The 20,449-nt window shown below is 65.6% G+C and carries 19 protein-coding genes; 17 read left to right on the top strand and 2 right to left on the bottom strand.

Annotated features, from left to right (window positions below; translation table 11 throughout):
• From nuoN to E1H18_RS19170, 10 genes are all read left to right on the top strand, one after another.
• Positions 1–1,446, top strand: coding sequence for an NADH-quinone oxidoreductase subunit NuoN (nuoN, locus tag E1H18_RS19215; protein ID WP_172271466.1), 1,446 nt, complete (start codon positions 1–3; stop codon positions 1,444–1,446).
• Positions 1,433–2,188: a biotin--[acetyl-CoA-carboxylase] ligase gene (locus E1H18_RS19210; RefSeq protein ID WP_172271464.1), complete on the top strand. Its 756-nt coding sequence runs from the start codon at positions 1,433–1,435 to the stop codon at positions 2,186–2,188. Before nuoN ends, E1H18_RS19210 begins: the two co-directional genes overlap by 14 nt.
• The gene (locus E1H18_RS19205) at positions 2,188–2,970 is read left to right on the top strand and encodes a type III pantothenate kinase (protein ID WP_172271462.1); all 783 of its coding nucleotides are present in this window, start codon (positions 2,188–2,190) and stop codon (positions 2,968–2,970) included. The genes E1H18_RS19210 and E1H18_RS19205 overlap by 1 nt, the downstream gene beginning before the upstream one ends.
• Positions 2,970–4,649 carry a ribonuclease J gene (locus E1H18_RS19200; RefSeq protein ID WP_172271461.1) on the top strand — a complete coding sequence of 560 codons (1,680 nt, stop codon included), beginning with the start codon at positions 2,970–2,972 and terminating at the stop codon, positions 4,647–4,649. Before E1H18_RS19205 ends, E1H18_RS19200 begins: the two co-directional genes overlap by 1 nt.
• On the top strand, positions 4,646–5,881 hold the full coding sequence (locus tag E1H18_RS19195) for a radical SAM protein (protein ID WP_172271459.1): 1,236 nt from the start codon (positions 4,646–4,648) through the stop codon (positions 5,879–5,881). The genes E1H18_RS19200 and E1H18_RS19195 overlap by 4 nt, the downstream gene beginning before the upstream one ends.
• Positions 5,882–5,901: 20 nt before the next feature.
• Positions 5,902–6,318 (top strand): methylmalonyl-CoA epimerase, encoded by a 417-nt coding sequence (gene mce, locus E1H18_RS19190; RefSeq protein ID WP_172271457.1) that lies wholly within the window; start codon positions 5,902–5,904, stop codon positions 6,316–6,318.
• 1 nt (position 6,319) lies between these two features.
• Positions 6,320–6,580, top strand: coding sequence for a DUF1467 family protein (locus E1H18_RS19185; protein ID WP_172271456.1), 261 nt, complete (start codon positions 6,320–6,322; stop codon positions 6,578–6,580).
• Between the two features lie 322 nt (positions 6,581–6,902).
• Entirely contained in the window at positions 6,903–8,234 is a 1,332-nt protein-coding gene (proS, locus tag E1H18_RS19180) for a proline--tRNA ligase (protein ID WP_172271454.1), read from the top strand.
• Positions 8,234–9,514 (top strand): lipoprotein-releasing ABC transporter permease subunit, encoded by a 1,281-nt coding sequence (locus E1H18_RS19175; RefSeq protein WP_172271452.1) that lies wholly within the window; start codon positions 8,234–8,236, stop codon positions 9,512–9,514. The genes proS and E1H18_RS19175 overlap by 1 nt, the downstream gene beginning before the upstream one ends.
• Positions 9,507–10,208: an ABC transporter ATP-binding protein gene (locus tag E1H18_RS19170; RefSeq protein WP_172271450.1), complete on the top strand. Its 702-nt coding sequence runs from the start codon at positions 9,507–9,509 to the stop codon at positions 10,206–10,208. The genes E1H18_RS19175 and E1H18_RS19170 overlap by 8 nt, the downstream gene beginning before the upstream one ends.
• On the opposite strand, the gene E1H18_RS19165 is transcribed toward E1H18_RS19170, so the two are convergent.
• The gene (locus E1H18_RS19165) at positions 10,209–11,450 is read right to left on the bottom strand and encodes a hypothetical protein (protein ID WP_172271448.1); all 1,242 of its coding nucleotides are present in this window, start codon (positions 11,448–11,450) and stop codon (positions 10,209–10,211) included.
• Positions 11,451–11,485: 35 nt separating this feature from the next.
• Complete coding sequence (locus E1H18_RS19160; RefSeq protein WP_172271447.1) at positions 11,486–12,445, bottom strand: nucleoside hydrolase; 960 nt, start codon at positions 12,443–12,445, stop codon at positions 11,486–11,488.
• Positions 12,446–12,595: 150 nt separating this feature from the next.
• On the opposite strand from E1H18_RS19160, the gene sidA reads away from it, so the two are divergent.
• The 7 genes from sidA to frr all read left to right on the top strand — a co-directional run bounded on the left by sidA (position 12,596) and on the right by frr (position 20,417).
• On the top strand, positions 12,596–12,685 hold the full coding sequence (gene sidA, locus E1H18_RS19155; protein WP_156136740.1) for a cell division inhibitor SidA: 90 nt from the start codon (positions 12,596–12,598) through the stop codon (positions 12,683–12,685).
• A gap of 47 nt (positions 12,686–12,732) precedes the next feature.
• On the top strand, positions 12,733–16,164 hold the full coding sequence (gene dnaE, locus E1H18_RS19150; RefSeq protein WP_172271445.1) for a DNA polymerase III subunit alpha: 3,432 nt from the start codon (positions 12,733–12,735) through the stop codon (positions 16,162–16,164).
• A gap of 37 nt (positions 16,165–16,201) precedes the next feature.
• The gene (locus E1H18_RS19145; protein WP_172271443.1) at positions 16,202–16,552 is read left to right on the top strand and encodes a GFA family protein; all 351 of its coding nucleotides are present in this window, start codon (positions 16,202–16,204) and stop codon (positions 16,550–16,552) included.
• A 378-nt stretch (positions 16,553–16,930) separates the two neighbouring features.
• Positions 16,931–17,806: a 30S ribosomal protein S2 gene (gene rpsB / locus E1H18_RS19140; protein ID WP_172271441.1), complete on the top strand. Its 876-nt coding sequence runs from the start codon at positions 16,931–16,933 to the stop codon at positions 17,804–17,806.
• Positions 17,807–17,955: 149 nt separating this feature from the next.
• Positions 17,956–18,894, top strand: a complete 939-nt coding sequence (gene tsf / locus E1H18_RS19135; RefSeq protein WP_172271440.1) for a translation elongation factor Ts — start codon at positions 17,956–17,958, stop codon at positions 18,892–18,894.
• Between the two features lie 191 nt (positions 18,895–19,085).
• Complete coding sequence (pyrH, locus tag E1H18_RS19130; protein ID WP_172271438.1) at positions 19,086–19,826, top strand: UMP kinase; 741 nt, start codon at positions 19,086–19,088, stop codon at positions 19,824–19,826.
• 24 nt (positions 19,827–19,850) lie between these two features.
• Positions 19,851–20,417, top strand: coding sequence for a ribosome recycling factor (gene frr, locus E1H18_RS19125; RefSeq protein ID WP_172271436.1), 567 nt, complete (start codon positions 19,851–19,853; stop codon positions 20,415–20,417).
• Positions 20,418–20,449 lie beyond the last annotated feature (32 nt).

Below are 20,449 nucleotides of genomic sequence, written 5' to 3'. Positions count from 1 at the left end.
ATGACCTTTTCCGCCAACTTCACGCTCGTCCTGCCTGAGATCGTCCTGGCGATCGCGGCGCTCGTCCTGCTGGTCGCCGGCGCCTTCCGGGGCAAGGTCGGGGGCATCTTCACCCTGGCCGCCGTCGCCGCGCTGATCGCGGCGGCCGCCACGGCGGTGCTGGGTCCGCACGGTTCGGCCTTCAACGGCGTCTATGCGGCCGACGCCGCAGCGACCTACGCCAAGGTCGCCATCTATCTGTCGAGCGCCATCGCCATCGTGCTGGGCGACCGCTGGCTGGCCCAGCGCGACGACCAGAAGTTCGAATACGCCGTCCTGGTGATCCTGGCCGCCCTGGGCATGGGCGTCACCGCCTCGGCCGGCGACCTGATCAGCCTCTATGTCGGCGTCGAACTGCAGTCGCTGGCCCTGTACGTCCTGGCGGCCTTCCGCCGTGACGACGCCAAGGCCTCGGAAGCCGGCCTGAAGTACTTCGTGCTGGGCGCGCTGTCGTCGGGCCTGCTGCTGTACGGTTCGTCGCTGATCTACGGCTTCACCGGCTCGACCCGCTTCGACCAGATCGCCCTGGCCGCCGCCCACGGCGGTACGCACGGCACGGGCCTGCTGTTTGGCCTGGTGTTCCTGATCTGCGGCCTGGCGTTCAAGGTCTCGGCCGCGCCGTTCCACATGTGGACCCCGGACGTCTACGAAGGCGCCCCGACCCCGGTCGTCGGCTTCTTCGCCGCCGCGCCGAAGCTGGCCGCCATGATGATGTTCGCCCGCGTGCTGGGCGACGCCTTCCCGGCCTCGGTCGAGCAATGGCGCCAGGTCCTGGTCATCGCCGCCCTGCTGTCGGTCTTCGTCGGCGCCTTCGCCGGCCTGGCCCAGATCAACCTCAAGCGCCTGTGGGCCTATTCCTCGATCGCCAATGTCGGCTACGCCCTGCTGGGCGTCGCGGCCGGCGGCGAGGTCGGCCTGCAATCGATGCTGGTCTTCATGGTGCTGTACATGGTCGACGTCACCGGCTTCTTCGCCTGCCTGCAGGCGCTGAACCGCGACGGCCGTCCGATGGAAACCATCGAGGACATGGCCGGCCTGATCAAGGAACGTCCCGGCATCGCCCTGGCCATGACCGCGTTCTCGCTGTCGGCCCTGGGTCTGCCGCCGTTCTCGGGCTTCTGGTCGAAGTACTACGTCTTCAAGGCCGCGCTCGGCACGGGTGACGTGATGCTGCAGTGGGCCGCCGTCCTCGGTCTGGTCGGCTCGGTCGTCGCCGCGTTCTATTACCTGCGCCTGATCAAGGCGATGTGGTTCGACGCGCCGGTCGGTTCGGTCGATGCGCCGTCGCCCTCGGCCCGCGCCGTCGGCTTCGCGGCTGCGCTGTTCTCGTTCCCGGTCGTTCTCGTGGCCCTGGTCTGGCTGGATCCGGCCGCCAAGGCCGCTGCGGCCGCCTTTGGTCACGCGTGACGTGACGGGCGTCCCGCCCGTCGTCGTCCTCGACGAGATCGACTCCACCAACGCCGAAGCCCGTCGCCGGGCCGAGGCGGGCGAGGCCGGGCCGGTTTGGCTGCTCGGCCTGCGCCAGACTTCAGGGCGCGGCCGTCGCGGTCGCGCCTGGGAGACGGGCGAGGGCAACCTCGCCGCCACCTTGCTCCTCCGCACCGACAAGCCGCCGGCCGAGGCCGCGCAGGTCTCGTTCGTCGCCGCCTTGGCCGTAGCCGATATGCTGGCCAATTACGTGCCGGCGTCGCTGGTCAGCCTGAAATGGCCCAATGATCCGCTGCTGGGCGGACTGAAGGTCAGCGGCATCCTGATCGAGTCGGGCGCCTCGCCCCAGGGCGGTCTGTGGCTGGCCGTCGGCATCGGCGTGAACCTGGCCCGCAAGCCGATCGACAGCGAGCGACCGGCGACCTCGATCGCCACCTATCGAGAAGTTCCGCCGCCGCATCCGACCGAGGCCGTCGAGGCTCTGGCCGGCGCGTTCGAGCGTTGGTATCGCACCTGGACCGCTCTGGGCTTTCCCGCCATCGCCAACGCCTGGACGGCGCGCGCCCACGGCTTGGGCGAAGCCTGCACTGCCCGTCTTGGCAACGAGACCGTCGAGGGCATCGCCGAAGGGCTGGATAATGACGGCGCGCTGAGACTGAGGCTTGACGACGGCCGCGTTCGCCGGATTACCGCTGGCGACGTCTTCTTCGGAGTCGCGTAATGCTGCTGGCCATCGAGCAGGGTAACACCAACACCATGTTCGCCATCCATGATGGCGTGTCCTGGGTGGCGCAGTGGCGCTCGGCGACCGAGAGCACCCGCACCGCCGACGAGTACGTGGTGTGGCTGTCGCAGCTGCTGTCGATGCAGGGCCTGGGGTTCCGGGCCATCGACGCTGTGATCATCTCCAGCGTCGTGCCGCAGTCGATCTTCAACCTGCGGAACCTGTCCCGCCGCTATTTCAACGTCGAGCCTCTGGTGATCGGCGAGAACGCCAAGCTGGGCGTCGAGGTCAGGATCCAGAAGCCGTCCGAGGCCGGCGCCGACCGGCTGGTCAACGCCATCGGCGCCAACATGGTCTATCCCGGCCCGCTGATCGTCATCGACAGCGGCACGGCCACGACCTTCGACATCGTGGCGCCGGACGGCGGCTTCGAGGGCGGCATCATCGCGCCCGGCATCAATCTTTCCATGCAGGCCCTGCACGAGGCGGCGGCCAAGCTGCCCCGGATCGCCATTCAGCGTCCGGCCGGTAACAGGATCGTGGGCACCGACACCGTGTCGGCCATGCAATCGGGCGTCTTCTGGGGGTATATCTCCCTGATCGAGGGTCTCGTCTCGCGCATCAAGGCTGAGCGCGGCGAGCCCATGACCGTAATCGCCACCGGCGGCGTCGCCTCCCTGTTCGAGGGCGCCACCGACAGCATCGACCACTTCGACTCCGACCTGACGATACGGGGTCTTCTCGAAATCTATCGTCGAAACACCATTTCTGAGACCTGATGAAAAAATCCAAGAGCGACGAGCTCGTCTTCCTGCCGCTGGGCGGGTCGAACGAGATCGGCATGAACTTCAATCTGTATGGCTTCGGCCCGGCGCATGATCGTAAGTGGATCGTCGTCGACCTCGGCGTGACCTTCGGCGACCAGACGACGCCCGGCGTCGAGATCATCCTGCCCGATCCGTCGTACATCGAGCCCTATGCCAAGGACATCGTCGGCATCGTCCTGACCCACGCCCACGAGGATCACCTCGGCGCCGTGCACTGGCTGTGGCCGCGCCTGAAGGCGCCGGTCTACGCCACGCCGTTCACCGCCTTCCTGCTGCGCGAGAAGCTGCGCGACGCCGGTATCCTGGACGACGTGCCGATCACCGAAGTGCCTCTGGGCGGCAAGTTCTCGCTCGGCCCGTTCGAGCTGGAGCTGATCACCCTGACGCACTCGATCCCCGAGCCGAACGGCCTGGCGATCAAGACGCCGCTGGGCACGATCCTGCACACCGGCGACTGGAAGATCGATCCCGAGCCCCAGCTGGGCGCGCCGACCGACGAAGCCGCCATCCGCCGCCTCGGCGACGAGGGCGTGTTGGCCATGGTCTGCGACAGCACCAACGTCTTCCAGGAAGGCGAGGCCGGCTCCGAGGCCGATGTGCGCAAGGCGCTGGGCAACCTGATCCAGAGCCTGTCGGGCAAGATCGCCGTGGCCTGCTTCGCCTCGAACGTGGCGCGCATGGACACCGTGATCCGCGCGGCTCAAGCGTGCGGCCGCAAGGTCTGCCTGGCCGGCCGCTCGATGCATCGCATGGCCGCAGCCGCCCGTTCGGTCGGTCTGCTGCAGGGGCTTGAGGCCTTCATCAACGACGACCAGGCCAAGCACCTGCCGGAGAACGAGGTCCTGTTCCTCTGCACCGGCAGCCAGGGTGAGGCCCGTGCGGCCTTGTCGCGCATCGCCGACGGCAGCCATCCGCACGTCAAGCTGGGGCAGGGCGACCACGTGATCTTCAGCTCGCGGGTCATCCCGGGTAACGAGATCCCGATCCGCAATCTGCAGAACAAGCTGGCCGACCGCGGCGTGCGCCTGCACACCGAGCGCGACACCCCCGGCATCCACGTCTCGGGTCACCCGTGCCGTGAAGAGCTGCGCCAGATGTATGCTTGGGTGCGTCCGCAGATCGCGGTCCCTACCCACGGCGAGCGTCGCCACCTGATCGAGCACGCCGCCTTCGCCAAGGACCTGCAGGTCCCGCACGCTGTCAGCCCGCGCAACGGCGACATGGTGCGCCTGGCGCCGGGCCATCCGGAGATCATCGACGAGGTGCCGGCCGGGCGTCTGTACGTCGACGGCGGCGTCATGACGCCCGAGAACGGCGAGGCCCTGCGCGAGCGGCGTCACGCGGCGTTTAACGGCATGCTGGCCGTGTCGATCGTGCTCGATGGCCGTAACCGCATCGTCTCTGGCCCGCAGGTCCGCGGCATCGGCATGACCGGCGACGACGAGTACACGCTGGACGACGCCCTGGACGATCTCGCTGAAGAAGCCGAGACCGCCTACAAGAAGCTGCAGGGCGACGCGCGCGAAATGGACGAGAATATTGAGAGCGCCATCTCTCGCGCGGTGAAGAAGGCCGCGTTCCGCATCTGGGAACGCAAGCCGGTCGTCGAGACGACGGTTCTGCGCCTGTGATCTTCCGCCGTTCCCAGAAGCCAGAGGCGGCCTCAACCGCCGCTGCGGCGGACGGGAACGGCTACGCGGCCCAGATCGTCCAGCATCTCTATCGCGAGCTGCTGAAGCGCGAGCCTGACCCCGACTCCCTGGCCGCCTGCGTGGCTTGGATGGCCAACGGCGCGACGATCGACGACATCAAGGCCGAGATCGTCGGCTCGCCGGAGTATCGCCAGAAGCTCGGAAGCCATCCGATCGCCAAGTTTCCGGCCATCTACACGCCGGAGAACATCTCGTACTTCACGCACCGCGGGCGTTTCCGGCCGCTGGCGTTGAGCATCGAGACGGTCAACATCTGCAACAACGACTGCGTGATCTGCCCGTACTCGATCCAGACCCGCAAGAAGCAGGGCATGGACATGGCGATCTTCGCCAAAATCGTGTCCGACTACGCAGCGCTGGGCGGCGGCCCGATCACCCTGACCCCAATGGTTGGCGAGATGCTGCTGGACAAGCAGCTCCTGGAGCGCCTGAAGCTGCTGCGCGCCACCCCGGCGATCACCCGCGTCTCGGCGATCACCAACGCCACCATGGCCTATCTCTATTCCGACGAGGAATTGGCCGAACTGGCCGGCTATTTCGATCGGGTGACGGTGTCGGTCTACGGCCTGGACGCCGAAGAGTTCGCGCTGATGACCCGCAAGGATCAGTACGACCAGTTCATGGAGTCGCTGGGCCGGCTGATCCGGATCTTCGGCGTCGACAAGGTCGGCCTGGGCGCCCGCCACCTGCGCGCCCGCACCTCCGAAGAGATCGACGGCTGGCTGGCGCAGGTGGCCCAGCGCGCCGGCGTCGACGCGGCCAGGCTGTCGCTCCCAGGTACAAGCACCTACGCCAACTGGACGGTGTTCGACACCTCCAAGCCGCTGCCGCTGGACGCCGAGTGGATGCCGCCGCAGCAGAACACCGAACAATGCGCGCTGCCCTTGATCAGCCTGCAGGTGCTGTCGAGCGGCAAGGTGTCGTTCTGCGGCTGCGCCGATTTCGACGGCAAGACGGCCCTGATGCTGGGGGACATCCGCGACGCCAGCTTGGCCGAACTGCTGAACTCGGAGAAGGTGCGTCACCTGTGGGACTGGCAAGGCTGCGGCGTGCCCGAGCCCTGCAAGGGCTGCAGCTTCTACATGCCGATCAGCAAGCTGGCGCAGCTGCCCTCGGCTTTCCCGGATCCGCTGGGTACGTTCGGCGGCTAGAAAACAAGAAGGGGTAGGAAATGATCGGCAAGCTCAATCACGTCGGCGTCGCTACGCCATCCATCGACGAGTCGCTGAAGATGTACCGCGACCTGCTGGGCGCCACCTCGGTGACCGAGAAGTGGGCGATGCCGGAGCAGGGCGTCTGGGTCTGCTTCGTCAATCTGCCCAACAGCCAGATCGAGCTGATCGAGCCCTATGGCGAGACCTCGCCGATCCACGGCTTTCTGGCCAAGAACCCGAAAGGCGGCCAGCACCACATTTGCTTCGAGGTCGAGAACATCTACGAAGCGCGTGACGATCTGGTGGCCAAGGGCGCGACCGTGCTGGGCGAGCCCCGCATCGGCGCCCACGGCACGATGATCATCTTCGTACACCCCAAGGACATGGGCGGCCTGCTGGTCGAGCTCATGGAGACTCCAAAGGAAGCTCACTGATATGAGCCCCATCACCTGGTTCGCCATCTACATGACCATCTGGTGGACGGTGCTGTTCGCCGTCCTGCCGCTGGGGACGCGCAGCTACTACGACGCCGGCGTCACGCCGCCGACGGGTGTGGATCCCGGCGTGCCGATGAATCCGAACCTGAAGCGCAAGTTCATCACCACGACCTGGGTGTCGGCGGCGGTGTTCGTGGTGCTGTTCCTCGTCATGCACTTCCACTTGATCCGTCTGCCCGACCTCCCGGCTGCCGCCTGACGTGCAACTGCACAAGCCTTGGGCGCGGCGTGGGCGATTTGCCTGCTTTCGCCCAAGTCTTGGGCGAAATGGTCCGATGTTAGCGCTGCCGTCGCATGACCGTGCCCCAACATTCGTTCGATGGGTAAGGTGACTTCAGGAGATCGGCCTTGCCGGTCTCGCTCTGTGGCGTCTTCCCCGACGATGACTGACAAGGCCGCGCGGCGATCCGCGCGGCCTCTCTTTTTTCTACGGTGGAGCCTTAGTTTAGCCTCGCGCGTTGCCAAGCTGTCGGACGAGAGGCTATCTCAGGCCTCCTTGAATTCCCGGAGTTTTCACGCGCATGCGCATGTCGCGCTATTTCCTGCCGGTGCTGAAGGAAGCACCGTCCGACGCCCAGATCGTTTCGCATCAGCTGATGCTTCGCGCCGGCATGATCCGTCAGGAAGCCGCGGGCATCTATGCCTGGCTGCCACTGGGTCTGCGCGTGCTCAACAAGATCGAGCAGATCGTCCGTGAGGAAATGGACCGCGCCGGCGCCATCGAACTGCTGATGCCGACCATTCAGCTGGCCGAGCTGTGGCGTGAGAGCGGCCGTTACGACGACTACGGCGACGAGATGCTGCGCATCACCGACCGCCACAAGCGCGAGCTGCTGTTCGGCCCCACGGCCGAAGAGGTCGTCACCGACATCTTCCGCGCCTCGGTCAAGAGCTACAAGGACCTGCCCAAGAACCTCTACAACATCCAGTGGAAGTTCCGCGACGAGCGCCGTCCGCGCTTTGGCGTGATGCGCGGGCGTGAGTTCCTGATGAAGGACGCCTACAGCTTCGACCTCGACGCCGAGGGCGCGCGCAAGTCCTACAACCGCATGTTCGTGGCCTATCTGAACCTGTTCGCGCGGATGGGCCTGAAGGCCGTGCCGATGCGCGCGGACACCGGTCCGATCGGCGGTGACCTGAGCCACGAGTTCATCGTCCTGGCCGAGACGGGCGAAAGCGCCGTCTTCTGCCACAAGGATCTGGTCGAGATGCCGGCCCCGGGCCCGGATCTGGATTGGATCAACGGCGACCTGCAGCCGCTGGTGAACCAGCGCACGGCGCTTTACGCCGCGACCGAGGAAATGCACGACGAAGCCGCCTTCAACGCGCTGCCGGAAGGCGACCGTCTGTCGGCGCGCGGCATCGAGGTCGGCCACATCTTCTCGTTCGGCACGAAATATTCCGAGCCGATGAAGGCCACGGTTCAGGGGCCGGACGGTCAGCAGACGCCGGTCCAGATGGGCAGCTACGGCGTCGGCGTCTCGCGCCTGCTGGGTGCGATCATCGAGGCCAGCCACGACGAGGGTGGCATCATCTGGCCGGAAAGCGTCGCGCCGTTCCAGGTCGGCATCGTCAACATGCGTCAGGGCGATGCGGCTTGCGACGCGGCCTGCGAGACGGCCTATGCCGCGCTCAACGCCGCCGGCAAGGACGTGCTGTACGACGACACCGATGCTCGTGGCGGCGCCAAGTTCGCCACCATGGACCTGATTGGTCTGCCCTGGCAGCTGATCGTCGGCCCCAAGGGCATCGCCGAGGGCGTGGTCGAGATCAAGAACCGCAAGACCGGCGAACGCCACACCGCCTCGCTGGAGTCGGTTCTCGACGGCCTGACCAAGAGCAAGAACGCCTGATGCCAGACACCCGCGCCGCCGGTCCCTTCAGTCGCTGGGAGCGCTCCGTCGCTCGCCGGTACCTGTTCGCCAAGCGCAAGAACGGCGGCGTGGCGCTGATCTCGATCATCTCGTTCTGCGCGGTGACGCTGGCGGTCTTCGCCCTGATCACCGTGATGAGCGTGATGAACGGCTTCCGAGCCGAGCTGCTGGGCCGGATCCTCGGCTTCAACGGTCACCTCTATGCCCAGTCGCCACTCATCAATGGCCCGGACCGTGACGGCATAATCCGTCGCATCCGGGCCGCGCCCGGCGTCATCCAGGCCGCGCCGATGGTCGAGGCTCAGGCCATGGTGCTGGGTCCGACACAGGTGACGGGCGCCATCGTGCGAGGCGTCTCCACCTCCGATCTTCGGCACATGTCGCTGATCGCCGGGAACATCAAGAAGGGCACGATCGACGGCTTCGGTCAGGGCGAGTACGGCGGCGACATCGTGCTGATCGGCGAGCGCATGGCCCAGAGCGTGGGCGTGCAGGTCGGCGACGCCATCACCCTGATTTCCCCTTCGGGCCCGTCGACGGCGTTCGGCAGCTCGACCCAGGAAAAGAACTATATCGTCGGCGGCGTCTTCAGCGTCGGCATGAGCCAGTTCGACGAGGCCTTCGTCTACATGCCGCTGGAACAGGCTCAGCTGTTCTTCGGCCGCGACACCTCCATCGACTATGTCGAGATCAAGCTGGACGATCCCGATAAGGCCAAGGAGCTGAAGCGCGCGGTCGAGATCGCCGCTGGCCCAGGTTCGCTGGTCAGCGACTGGATGGACAAGAACCACAGCTACTTCACGGCGCTCCAGGTGGAGCGAAAGGTGATGCGGCTGATCCTGTTCTGCATCGTCGCCATCGCCACCCTGAACATCATTTCCAGCCTGGTCATGCTGGTGAAGAACAAGGGCAAGGACATCGCCATCCTGCGCACCATGGGCGCCGGGCAGGGGGCCATCCTGCGCATCTTCCTGATGGCCGGCGCCTCGATCGGCGTCGCCGGCACTTTGTGCGGCCTAGCGCTGGGCGCGCTGTTCTGCACCTACATCACCCCGATCCAGAATTTCGTGGAGTGGGCCACCGGCACCGCCGTGTTCAGCGCCGACGTCTACATGCTCTCGCATATCCCGGCGAAGATCGACTGGACGGAGGTTGGCGGCATCGTCACGGCCTCCGCGCTGATGAGCATCCTGGCGACCCTGCCGCCCGCTTGGCGCGCCTCGCGCCTCGATCCGGTGGAGGCGCTTCGTTATGAGTGATCCGATACAGTCCTCACCGATCCTGGCCCTGCGTGGGGTCGAGCGCGTCTACAAGACCGAAGCAGGCCCGCTGCCGGTGCTGCGCGGCGTCGATATCGATGTCTATCCGGGCGAAGTCGTCGGCCTGATCGGCCCTTCGGGTTCGGGCAAGTCGTCGCTGCTGCATTCGGCGGGCCTCCTGGAGCACCCGGACGCCGGGCTCGTGGCCCTGGAGGGCCGCGACTGCTCGAAGCTGTCCGAGCGCATACGCACCCGCATCCGTCTGGGCACGGTCGGCTTCGTCTACCAGTTCCACCATTTGCTGCCCGAGTTCTCGGCGCTCGAGAACGTGGCCATGCCGCTGACCATCTCCGGCAAAAGCCGCAAGGAGGCCGAGGCGCGCGCCAAGGAACTGCTGGAAGGTCTGGGCCTGGGTCACCGCCTCGACCACCAGCCGGCCCAGATGTCGGGTGGCGAGCAACAGCGCGTGGCCATCGCCCGCGCTTTGGCCAATCGTCCCAAGCTGCTGCTGGCCGACGAGCCGACTGGCAACCTCGACCCGGCGACCTCCTCGGCGGTGTTCCAGGCGCTGTATCAGATCTGCCGTGAGCAGGGCGTCGCGGCCGTGATCGCCACACACAACATGGAACTGGCCCGCTACATGGATCGCGTCCTGGCCCTGAAGGACGGGCACTTGGAAGCGCAGACCTTCTAGCTAGTAGAACTGCCGGCGAAACGCGGCCTGCAGTACGGTCTGACGCTGCTGGGGCGCCAGGCCCAGCCGCGCGCGATCGCGGCGGAAGCTGTCGATGTGCAAAGCCTCGAAGACGATTTGACTGTCCGGCCGCACGTCCCAGCGATAGGCGGCCATGCCTGACCGGCCGTGTTCAGCGTTGTTGTCCAGCGCCTTGTTGGTCCGGCCGGTCGTGGAGAAGCGATCGTAGCGCACGGTCGCCGAACCCGGCCCCAGTGTTTTGCTGGCCGAGACGTAGGCGGCCTCGAAGCCCATGTCCGCCCAGATCCCGTTGGCGTTCGAATAGCCCATCAGGGTCTCGCCGGTCATGACCTGGGCCTTGATGGCGGCGACCGGCAGGTCCAGCCGCATTCCCAGGTTCCAGAACCGGGTCTCCCACGACCACTCGCGATTGGCGTCGACGCTGGTCCGGTCGCCGGCGTTGTCATAGCCGAACAGGTCGAAGGCCAGCGTCGACGAGGGGCGCCATTCCAGCCGACCGTAATAGCCGACATGGCCGTCGATCTCGGCCAGCGGCGTCGTCGACGGGGCCTGCTTGCGAACCATGTAGTTGCTGAGCGGCGCCAGCGGGAAGCGGCCAAATACCGGCGACTTGATGTCGTGCAGCGCCCAGCCGCGGAAGGTCAGCTCCGTGCCCGACGTGTCGCCGTTGGTGAAGGCGCCAGCCGTCAGGCTGAAGGTCTGACCGCCGATCGTGCGCCGCACCGTGGCCTCCAGCCCCAGGACCTTGGCCTCCTCGGCCACCCAGGTGTTGACCGCCGAGGGCGTGATGGTGTCCGGCACAGACCAGTCGAGGCCATCGTGCTCCAGCGAGATCGGCGGATAGAATACGCCGGCCCGGGCCGATAGCCGCAAGGCCGAGCCCGGCCGCGAGCGATAGGCCAGATAGCCTTCGCCCAGATCGACCAGATGCCGTTGGCCGTCCTGGCTTTCGGCCACGACCACGGCCGACAGGGTGTCGGAAAGGCGCGGGTTCCAGACCAGGGCGGCTTCGCCGAGGCGTAGGCCCTGACGGCCCTTGCCGAACCGCGCCTTGCCCAGGCGGCCGTCAACCCACGAAGGCTCGCCGTCGGCGGCGGCCAGACGAAGGTCGATCAGGCCGGAGAAGGTCTGGCGGGAGAACAGGTCGGCCTGGGCGTGCGCGCCGCCGGCGCTCGCCAAGATCAGTCCCAGGCTCAAGGCCGTGGTTTTGGTTCTCCCCATGAGACGAACTCTGGGGCGGGACCGCTGAAAATAGGTTAAAGCAGCGCAGTCTTCATCGCGGCGAAGAACCCAGCCTGGTCGATCTTCTTGACGACTCTTGCGTTGGGTAGTCGACGTTTCAGCGCTGGATCTGCGATCTCGATATCAGGCAGGATCGAGTGCGACACCGACAAATATCCACGTGTCAGCTCACCCATGGTCTCGACGTCCACGACGCAGTCCTCGGCCTCGAGGATCAGGCTCTCGTCCAGGGCGATGGCGCAGGTGAGGGCGTCGGGGTGCAAGCTGCCGTCCAGGCCTTCAGTCTCGCGAGCGAAGGCCAGAGAGGCGCGGTTCACATCGGTGAAGAAGCGCGCCTTGTCTGTGCCCAGCGCTTCCAGTTCGGCCAACTGCGCGCCGCTCCAGAGGCCGTCCTTGAGCGTCAGCGTCCAGGTGGCGATCGATAGGTTGAAACCGGCGTTGACGACGATCTTGGCCGCTTCGGGATCGACATAGAAATTATACTCGGCCGCCGGGGTGACGTTGCCGACCCCATTGTCCGTGCCGCCCATCACCCACAGGTGCTTCAGGGCCTTGGCGATGCGTGGTTCGCGCAGGTAGGCGAGGGCGATGTTGGTCAGAGGCGCTTGAGCGATCAGGGTGATTTCGCCGGGCGCATCCATGATCCGCCGCACCAGTTCGTCGACCGCGTGGCCGTCGGCGGGGCGCTGAGCGGCCTTGGCGAAGGCGCTGTCGCTCATGCCGTCGTGGCCGAACACATAGGCCGCATCCAGTGGCGCGCGGCTGAACGGCGCTTGAGCGCCGAGATAGACCGGAACCTGGTCGCCCTTGCCGCAGCGATCCAGCGTGACCAGCGCGTTCTCGGCGTGTTGGACGAAGCCGACATTGCCGTGGGCGATGGTAATGGCCTCCACCGTGACGCCGGGTCGGGTGAGAGCCAGCATCAGCGAGAAGACGTCGTCGCCAGCAGTGTCAGTATCGATGATCAAGCGCATGGAGACGATCTGAACCGATCCGCCAGGCTTGGCCAGAGGGCGCCAAGCGAATGACTCGCGGAAAGAAAATGCGGTGGAACGTCGCGGAACATCTTGTGAACAGAACAAAAGCGGAATATGGAACAAAACAAGAAATCTGTGGAGGTTCCGATGATCCGTATCGCGCGTGAGTCTTTGGCCCTTGTGTCGGTCGCCAGCTTCGTCTGGATGATGTGCACGGTCGCCCAGCTCGTGGCCTGAATCATGTAGAAGGCCTGTCTGTCGACAGGCGTAGCGGAGGATCGGTCATGGCGGACGCGGAAGGACAGGGCTTCGTCCACCTGCGGGTCCGTTCGGCCTATTCGCTGCTGGAAGGTGCCATCAAGGCCGATCAGATCGGCAAGCTCGCCGCCGCTGCGGGCATGCCGGCGGCGGGCATCGCCGACCGCGCCAATCTGTTCGGGGCGTTGGAATATTCGTCCTACGCCAAGGATGCGGGGGTCCAGCCGATCATCGGCTGCGCCATTCCTATCACCGGCATCGGCGGCGGCCCGACCGAGCGCTGGGCTCGGGCGCCGACGATCATGCTGCTGGCCCAGAGTGAACAGGGCTACCTCAATCTCTCCGAGCTGTCGTCGATCGCCTATCTCGACAGCGCCGAACTGCCCGAGCCGATCGTGCCCTGGGCCAAGGTCATCGAATATAGCGAGGGCCTGATCCTGCTATCGGGCGGCACGGACGGTCCGGTCGACGCGCTGTTCGCCGCCGGCAAGACCGCCGAGGCATCGACCGCCCTGGCCGAAATGCAGCGGGTGTTCGGCGACCGCTTCTATGTCGAACTGCAGCGCCACGGGCTGCCCAAGCAGGCGGCGGCTGAGCCGGGCCTGGTCAACTGGGCTTATGACCACGATGTTCCGCTGGTCGCCACCAACGACGTCTATTTCGTCAAGGAAGGCTTCTACGACGCCCACGATGCGCTGTTGTGCATCTCCGACGGCTCGTTCGTCGGCCAGGACGAACGTCGCCGCGTTACGCCCGAGCACTGGTTCAAGCCGGCGGCTGACATGCGCAAGCTGTTCTCCGACCTGCCGGAAGCCTGCGACAATACCCTCGATATCGCCCGCCGCTGCGCCTTCATGGTCCACAAGCGCGCGCCCATCCTGCCCCGCTTCCCGACCGGCGACGGCCGCGACGAGGGTGAGGAGCTGACGCACCAGGCTGAAGAAGGTCTGCGTATGCGGCTTGATGGCCTGACCCTGGCCGCGCCCGTGGACGAGTACTGGAAGCGGCTCAAGTTCGAGCTCGACATCATCAAGAAGATGGGCTTCCCAGGCTACTTCCTGATCGTTTCGGACTTCATCAAGTGGGGCAAGACCCACGGCATTCCGGTCGGTCCGGGGCGGGGTTCGGGCGCCGGCTCGCTGGTTGCTTGGGTGCTGACCATCACCGACCTGGACCCACTGCGCTTCGGCCTGCTGTTCGAGCGCTTCCTCAATCCCGAGCGGGTCTCCATGCCCGACTTCGACGTCGACTTCTGCCAGGAGCGACGCGAAGAGGTGATCTCCTACGTTCAGGAGAAGTACGGCCGCGATCGCGTGGCCCAGATCATCACCTTCGGTTCGTTGCAGGCGCGCGCCGTGCTGCGTGACGTCGGCCGGGTGATGCAGCTGCCGCTGGGTCTGGTCGACCGTCTCTGCAAGATGGTGCCCAACAACCCGGCCGCGCCGGTGACCCTGGCCCAGGCCATCGATCTCGAGCCGCGCCTCAAGCAGGCCAAGAAGGAAGACGCCAACGTCTCGGCCTGTCTGGATGTGGCCCTGCAGCTTGAAGGCCTGTTCCGCAACGCCTCGACCCACGCCGCCGGCGTGGTCATCGGCGACCGGCCGCTGACCCAGCTGACTCCGCTCTACAAGGATCCGCGCTCGGACCTGCCGGCCACCCAGTTCAACATGAAATGGGTCGAGAGCGCCGGCCTGGTGAAGTTCGACTTCCTGGGCCTGAAGACTCTGACCGTCCTGGACCGGGCGGTGAAGCATCTGAAGAAGCGCGGCTTCGAGGTCGATCTGGGCAAGTTGTCGTTCGACGACACCAAGACCTACGAGCTGTTGGCTTCGGGCCAGACGGTCGGTGTGTTCCAGCTGGAAAGCCAGGGCATGCGCGACACCCTACGCAAGATGCGCTGCGGCTCGATCGAGGAGATCACCGCGCTGATCTCGCTCTATCGGCCTGGCCCGATGGATAACATCGACACCTTCGTCGACTGTAAGTTCGGCCGAAAGCCCGTCGACACCCTGCACCCGTCGCTGGAAACGGTGCTGAAGGAGACCTACGGCGTCATCGTCTACCAGGAACAGGTGATGCAGATCGCCCAGATCCTGGCGGGCTACAGCCTGGGTGAAGCTGACCTTCTGCGTCGCGCCATGGGTAAGAAGAAGAAGGAGGAGATGGATCTCCAGAAGATCCGTTTCGTCTCCGGGGCCAAGGAAAAGAACGTTCCCGAGGAACAGTCGGGATCGATCTTCGAGCTCGTGGCCAAGTTCGCCGGCTATGGCTTCAACAAGTCGCACGCCGCCGCCTACGCCTTCATTTCGTACCAGACGGGCTGGCTGAAGGCGAACACGCCGGTCGAGTTCTTTGCCGCCTCGATGAGCCTGGACTTGTCGAACACCGACAAGCTGGCCGTTTTCCATCAGGACGCGCGTAAGTTCGAGATCAATGTCCGGGCCCCGGACGTCAATGTCTCCGGCGCCGACTTCGAGGTCGAGAACGGTGAGGTGCTGTACGCCTTGGGCGCCATCCGCAACGTGGGCCTGGAGGCTATGAAGCATCTGGTGGCCGTCCGTGAAGAGGGCGGGCCATTCCGCGACATCTTCAATTTCGTCGAGCGCATCGATCCCAAGCAGGTCAACAAGCGCGCTATCGAAAACCTGGCGCGGGCCGGGGCCTTCGACCAGATTCACAAGAACCGCGCTCAGATCGTGGCCTCGGCCGACGTGCTGATCGCCCACGCCCAGAGCTGCCATGCCGACCGCCAGGGCGGGCAGGGCGGCCTGTTCGGTTCGGATCCGGGCGCTGGCCGTCCTCGCCTGGCCAAGACCGAGAACTGGAACCAGGTCGACCTGCTGGACGAGGAGCTGTCGGCTGTCGGTTTCTACCTGACCGGTCACCCGCTGGAGGATGTGGTCGGCATGCTGCGCCGCAAGCGCGTGGCCTTGTTGACCGAGGCCATGGCCCAAGCCGAGGCCGGCATGGAGGCGCTGCGCATGTGCGGTGTCGTGCGGCGCCGCCAGGAGCGCGCATCGCAGAGCGGTGAGAAGTTCGCCTTCGTGTCGCTGTCGGACCCGTCCGGCGAATACGAGGTATTGTTCCCGCCAGAGAGCTTGCGGAAGTGCCGCGATGTGCTGGAGCCGGGCAAGGCCGTGGTTATCAAGGTTCGCGCCAAGGCGCGCGACGGCGAGGTTCGCTTCTTCGGCGACGATGCCGAGCCGATCGAGAAGGCCATCGAGAACGTCGTGGCCGGTCTGCGCGTTCACCTGTCGCCGTCGGCGACCGAGATGGAGGCGCTGAAGCGTCGCCTTGAGCCTGCCCAGGGCCAGAAGGGCGGTGAGGTGACCTTTGTCGCCGCGATTGGCGGCGGTCGCGAGATCGAGCTGCGCTTGCCGGGGCGCTACACCCTTGATGCGGCGCTGCGAGGCGCATTGAAGACCGCGCCGGGGGTGGCGCTGCTGGAAGACGTGTAGGAATATTTTCCTATACTTGTTGGCGAGGGGAGAGGTTATGGCTCAGCATGAAGGCGGCTGTCAGTGCGGACGCGTGCGTTTCGCGGTCGATGTCGGATTGGATGAGGTGATCAGCTGCAACTGTTCGCGCTGCGGGAAGCTAGGCTCGATCCTGGCCTTTGCGCCCGCCGACGCCTTCGATCTGAAGAGCGGCGAGGACGCTCTGACGGCCTACCAGTTCAACAGCCACAAGATTTCGCACCTGTTCTGCGAAACCTGCGGCATCCAATCGTTCGGCCGGGGCGTGGCGCCGAACGGCGCGGAGATGGTGGCGGTCAATGTCCGCTGCCTGGATGGAGTGGACGTATTCGCACTGCAGCCGCAGCAGGTGGACGGCAAATCGTTCTGATCGATTTCCTGTCGCTTTAAACAGTGTTGGGCTGGAGCGATCGAAGGCGTGCGCTGCTGATATCTGTTTTGCTGCTTCGTTGGGGCCGGGCAGACTGCAAACATGGCCTGCTCGGTGGCTGAGGGGCGCGGGAGAAGCCGCCCCCGAATAGATTGTCCGGTGCTCGCCATGCCGGCGCATAACCCGTGCGCTGAAACCGCTCCGGACGACTAGGACTTGCAATCAGGCCCGTAAGGGACTATCTGCGCCGCCATTCCACACGTGGACGTTCGGCAGCATCGGGGAGACATCCCGACGTCGCCGTTCCGGTCCCGCTTCCAGAATGGTCTGGAGCGGGGGTGTCCACGGAGGTTCAACCGGAAAAAGGATTAAGGCCCGATGGCTCTTCCCGAATTCTCCATGCGTCAGCTCCTGGAAGCCGGCGCCCACTTCGGTCACCAGACGCACCGCTGGAACCCGAAGATGGACCGCTACATCTTCGGTTCGCGCTCGAACATCCACATCATCGACCTGTCGCAGTCGATTCCGCTGCTGCACCAGGCTCTGGTGAAGGTCCGTGAAGTCGCGGCTGCTGGCGGTCGCGTGCTGTTCGTCGGCACCAAGCGCCAGGCCAGCGACCCGGTCGCCACGGCCGCCAAGCGCTGCGCCCAGTACTACGTGAATCACCGCTGGCTCGGCGGCACCCTGACCAACTGGCGCACCGTCTCGGGCTCGATCGCTCGTCTGCGCGAGCTGGAAGGCGTCCTGGGCGGCGAAGCCCTGGGTCGTTCCAAGAAGGAACTGCTGCAGCTGACGCGCGAGCGCGACAAGCTGGAACTGTCGCTGGGCGGCATCAAGGACATGGGCGGCATCCCCGACATCATGTTCGTGATCGACACCAACAAGGAAGCGATCGCGATCCTGGAAGCCCGCAAGCTGAACATCCCGGTCGTCGCCATCCTCGACACCAACTGCGATCCGGACGGCATCACCTATCCGATCCCGGGTAACGATGACGCCGCCCGCGCGCTGCAACTGTACTGCGACCTGATCGCCGACGCCGTCCTGGACGGTCTGGCCGCTGGCCAAGCCGGTTCGGGCGTCGACCTGGGCGCCGCCGTCAACCCGACCGAGCCGGCCCTGGCCCGCGCTCTGGCTCCGGAAGCCGCGCCGGTTGCTGAAGCTGCTCCGGAAGCCGCCGTCGAGGCTGCCGCCGAAGCCGCTCCGGAAGCCCCGGACGCTGCCGAAGCTGCTCCGGAATCGGCCGAAGGCTGATTCCTACGTGTTCCCGCGCGGCCTCACGGCCCGCCGCGGGAACCGTCGCGACCCTGACATGCGACCGGGCTACAAGCCCGGTCGCTACGTTTTTATGAGTATGGCGGGCTGCATGCCCGGTCCTAACCGTTTGAATCTGGAGATTTTCCATGGCTGAGATCACGGCTGCGCTGGTCAAGGAACTGCGCGAAAAGTCCGGCGTCGGCATGATGGACTGCAAGAAGGCGCTGTCGGAAAACAACGGCGACATCGAAGCGTCCATCGACTGGCTGCGCGCCAAGGGCCTGTCCAAGGCCGCCAAGAAGGCTGACCGCGCCGCCGCCGAAGGCCTGGTGGCCGTCGCCACCGCCGAGCAGGGCGCGGGTGAAACCGCTACCGCCGTCGAAGTGAACGCCGAAACCGACTTCGTGTCGCGCAACGACCTGTTCCAGGGCGCTGCTCGTCAGATCGCCGGCGCGGCTCTGGCCACCGACGGCTCGATCGACGCCATCACCGCCGCCAAGCTGGCCGGCGGCGAGAGCGTGCAGGACCACCTGACCAACCTGATCGCCACGATCGGCGAGAACATGATGGTCCGTCGCGCCGCCAAGCACACGGTCGAGAACGGCGTCGTCGCCTCGTACATCCACAACGCCACCGCGCCGGACCTCGGCCGCATCGGCGTGCTGGTGGCCGTCGAGTCGACCGGCGACAAGGCCGCCCTGCGCGACCTGGGCCGCAAGATCGCCATGCACGTGGCCGCGACCGCTCCGCTGTCGCTGTCGCCGGACGATCTGGACCCGGCCGCCATCGAGCGTGAAAAGGCCGTGTTCACCGAGCAGGCCCTGGAATCGGGCAAGCCCCCGGCGGTCATCGAAAAGATGATCGAAGGTCGTATCCGCAAGTTCCTGGAAGAAGTCGTGCTGCTGAAGCAAGCCTTCGTCATGAACCCGGACCAGACCGTCGAGCAGCTGGTCGCCGAAACCGGCAAGACCCTGGGCGCCCCGATCACCATCAAGGGCTTCACGCGTCTGGCCCTGGGTGAAGGCGTTGAAAAGAAGCAGGACGACTTCGCCGCCGAAGTCGCCTCGATGACCGGCCAGGCCTAATCGCCTTGCCTCCGGGGCTCTAACGCCCTGGATCGACAATCAGGGCGCGGCGCGCATTCAGCGCGCGCCGCGCCCTTTTTGCGCCTGCCGTGCAGCGCTTCGTCAGAAGGCGCGCCCGGGTTGGCAAAACACATCCCACTTTTGTAGAACGCACCGTAATGTGCGTGCCGACGACTCAGGAACAGCGGTCCATGTCCGATACCAGCGCACCCTCGAAATACCGCCGCATCCTGCTGAAGGTCTCCGGCGAAGTGCTGATGGGCGATACGGGCTACGGCATCGACACCAAGACGGTGCAGTCGGTGGCCGACGACGTCGCTGAGATCGTCAAGTCCGGCGTCGAGCTGTGCCTGGTGATCGGCGGCGGCAACATCTTCCGCGGCATGGCCGGCGCAGCCAAGGGCATGGAGCGTTCAAGCGCCGACTACATGGGCATGCTGGCCACGGTCATGAACGCCCTAGCCATGCAGGACGCGCTCGAGCGCATCGGCGTCCAGACGCGCGTGCAGTCGGCCATTCCGATGGCGACGGTCTGCGAACCCTACATCCGCCGTCGCGCCCAGCGTCACCTCGAGAAGGGGCGCGTCGTGATCTTCGCCGCCGGCACCGGCAACCCGTTCTTCACCACCGACACCGCCGCGGCCCTGCGCGCCGCCGAGATGCAGTGTGACGCCCTGTTCAAGGGCACCAGCGTCGATGGCGTTTACACCGCCGACCCCAAGAAGGATCCGTCGGCCGAACGCTACGACCGCCTGACCTACATGGACGTGCTGGCCAAGGACCTGCGGGTCATGGACGCCTCGGCCGTGGCGCTGATGCGCGACAGCAATATTCCGATCGTGGTCTTCTCGATCAAGGGGCGCGGCAACCTGCTGAACGTCCTGCGAGGCGAGGGGACCCACACCGTGGTCGCCGAAGACCGCGCCGCTTAAACTCCAAAGAAGAGAGCCCGACCCATGGCCGCTCCCGAAAAGCCCGTTCTGTCCGGATACAAGGACCGCATGGAAAAGTCCGTGCTGTCGCTGAAGGAAGACTTCGCCGGTCTGCGCACCGGGCGCGCGTCCTCGAACCTGCTCGACCAGATCCTGGTCAATGCCTACGGCTCGATGGTGCAGTTGAACACGGTCGCCTCGGTCAGCGTACCTGAGCCGCGCCAGATCAACGTCAACATCTGGGACAAGGGCGTCGTCTCGGCCGTCGAGAAGGCGATCCGCAGTTCGGATCTTGGCCTGAATCCGGTCGTCGAAGGCAACAACCTGCGAATCCCGATCCCGCCGCTGACCGAAGAGCGCCGCAAGGACCTGTCGAAGATCGCCGGCAAGTACGCGGAAACGCAAAAGGTCGCCGTGCGCAACATCCGTCGCGACGCCAATGACGACCTCAAGAAGGCCGAGAAGGCCAGCGTCATCAGCGAGGACGACCTGAAGAAGATGGAGACCGAGGTCCAGAAGATGACCGACGAAGCCATCAAGCGCATCGACGAGGCCTTGAAAATCAAGGAACAAGAGATCATGCAGGTTTGATCGTCTTCCTGGTGGGATTGGGGAAGACGACG

Source organism: Caulobacter sp. RHG1 (assembly GCF_013181195.1).
In the GTDB taxonomy this organism is placed as follows: Bacteria; Pseudomonadota; Alphaproteobacteria; order Caulobacterales; family Caulobacteraceae; genus Caulobacter.
This window is presented reverse-complemented; position numbering and strand designations above follow the sequence as displayed.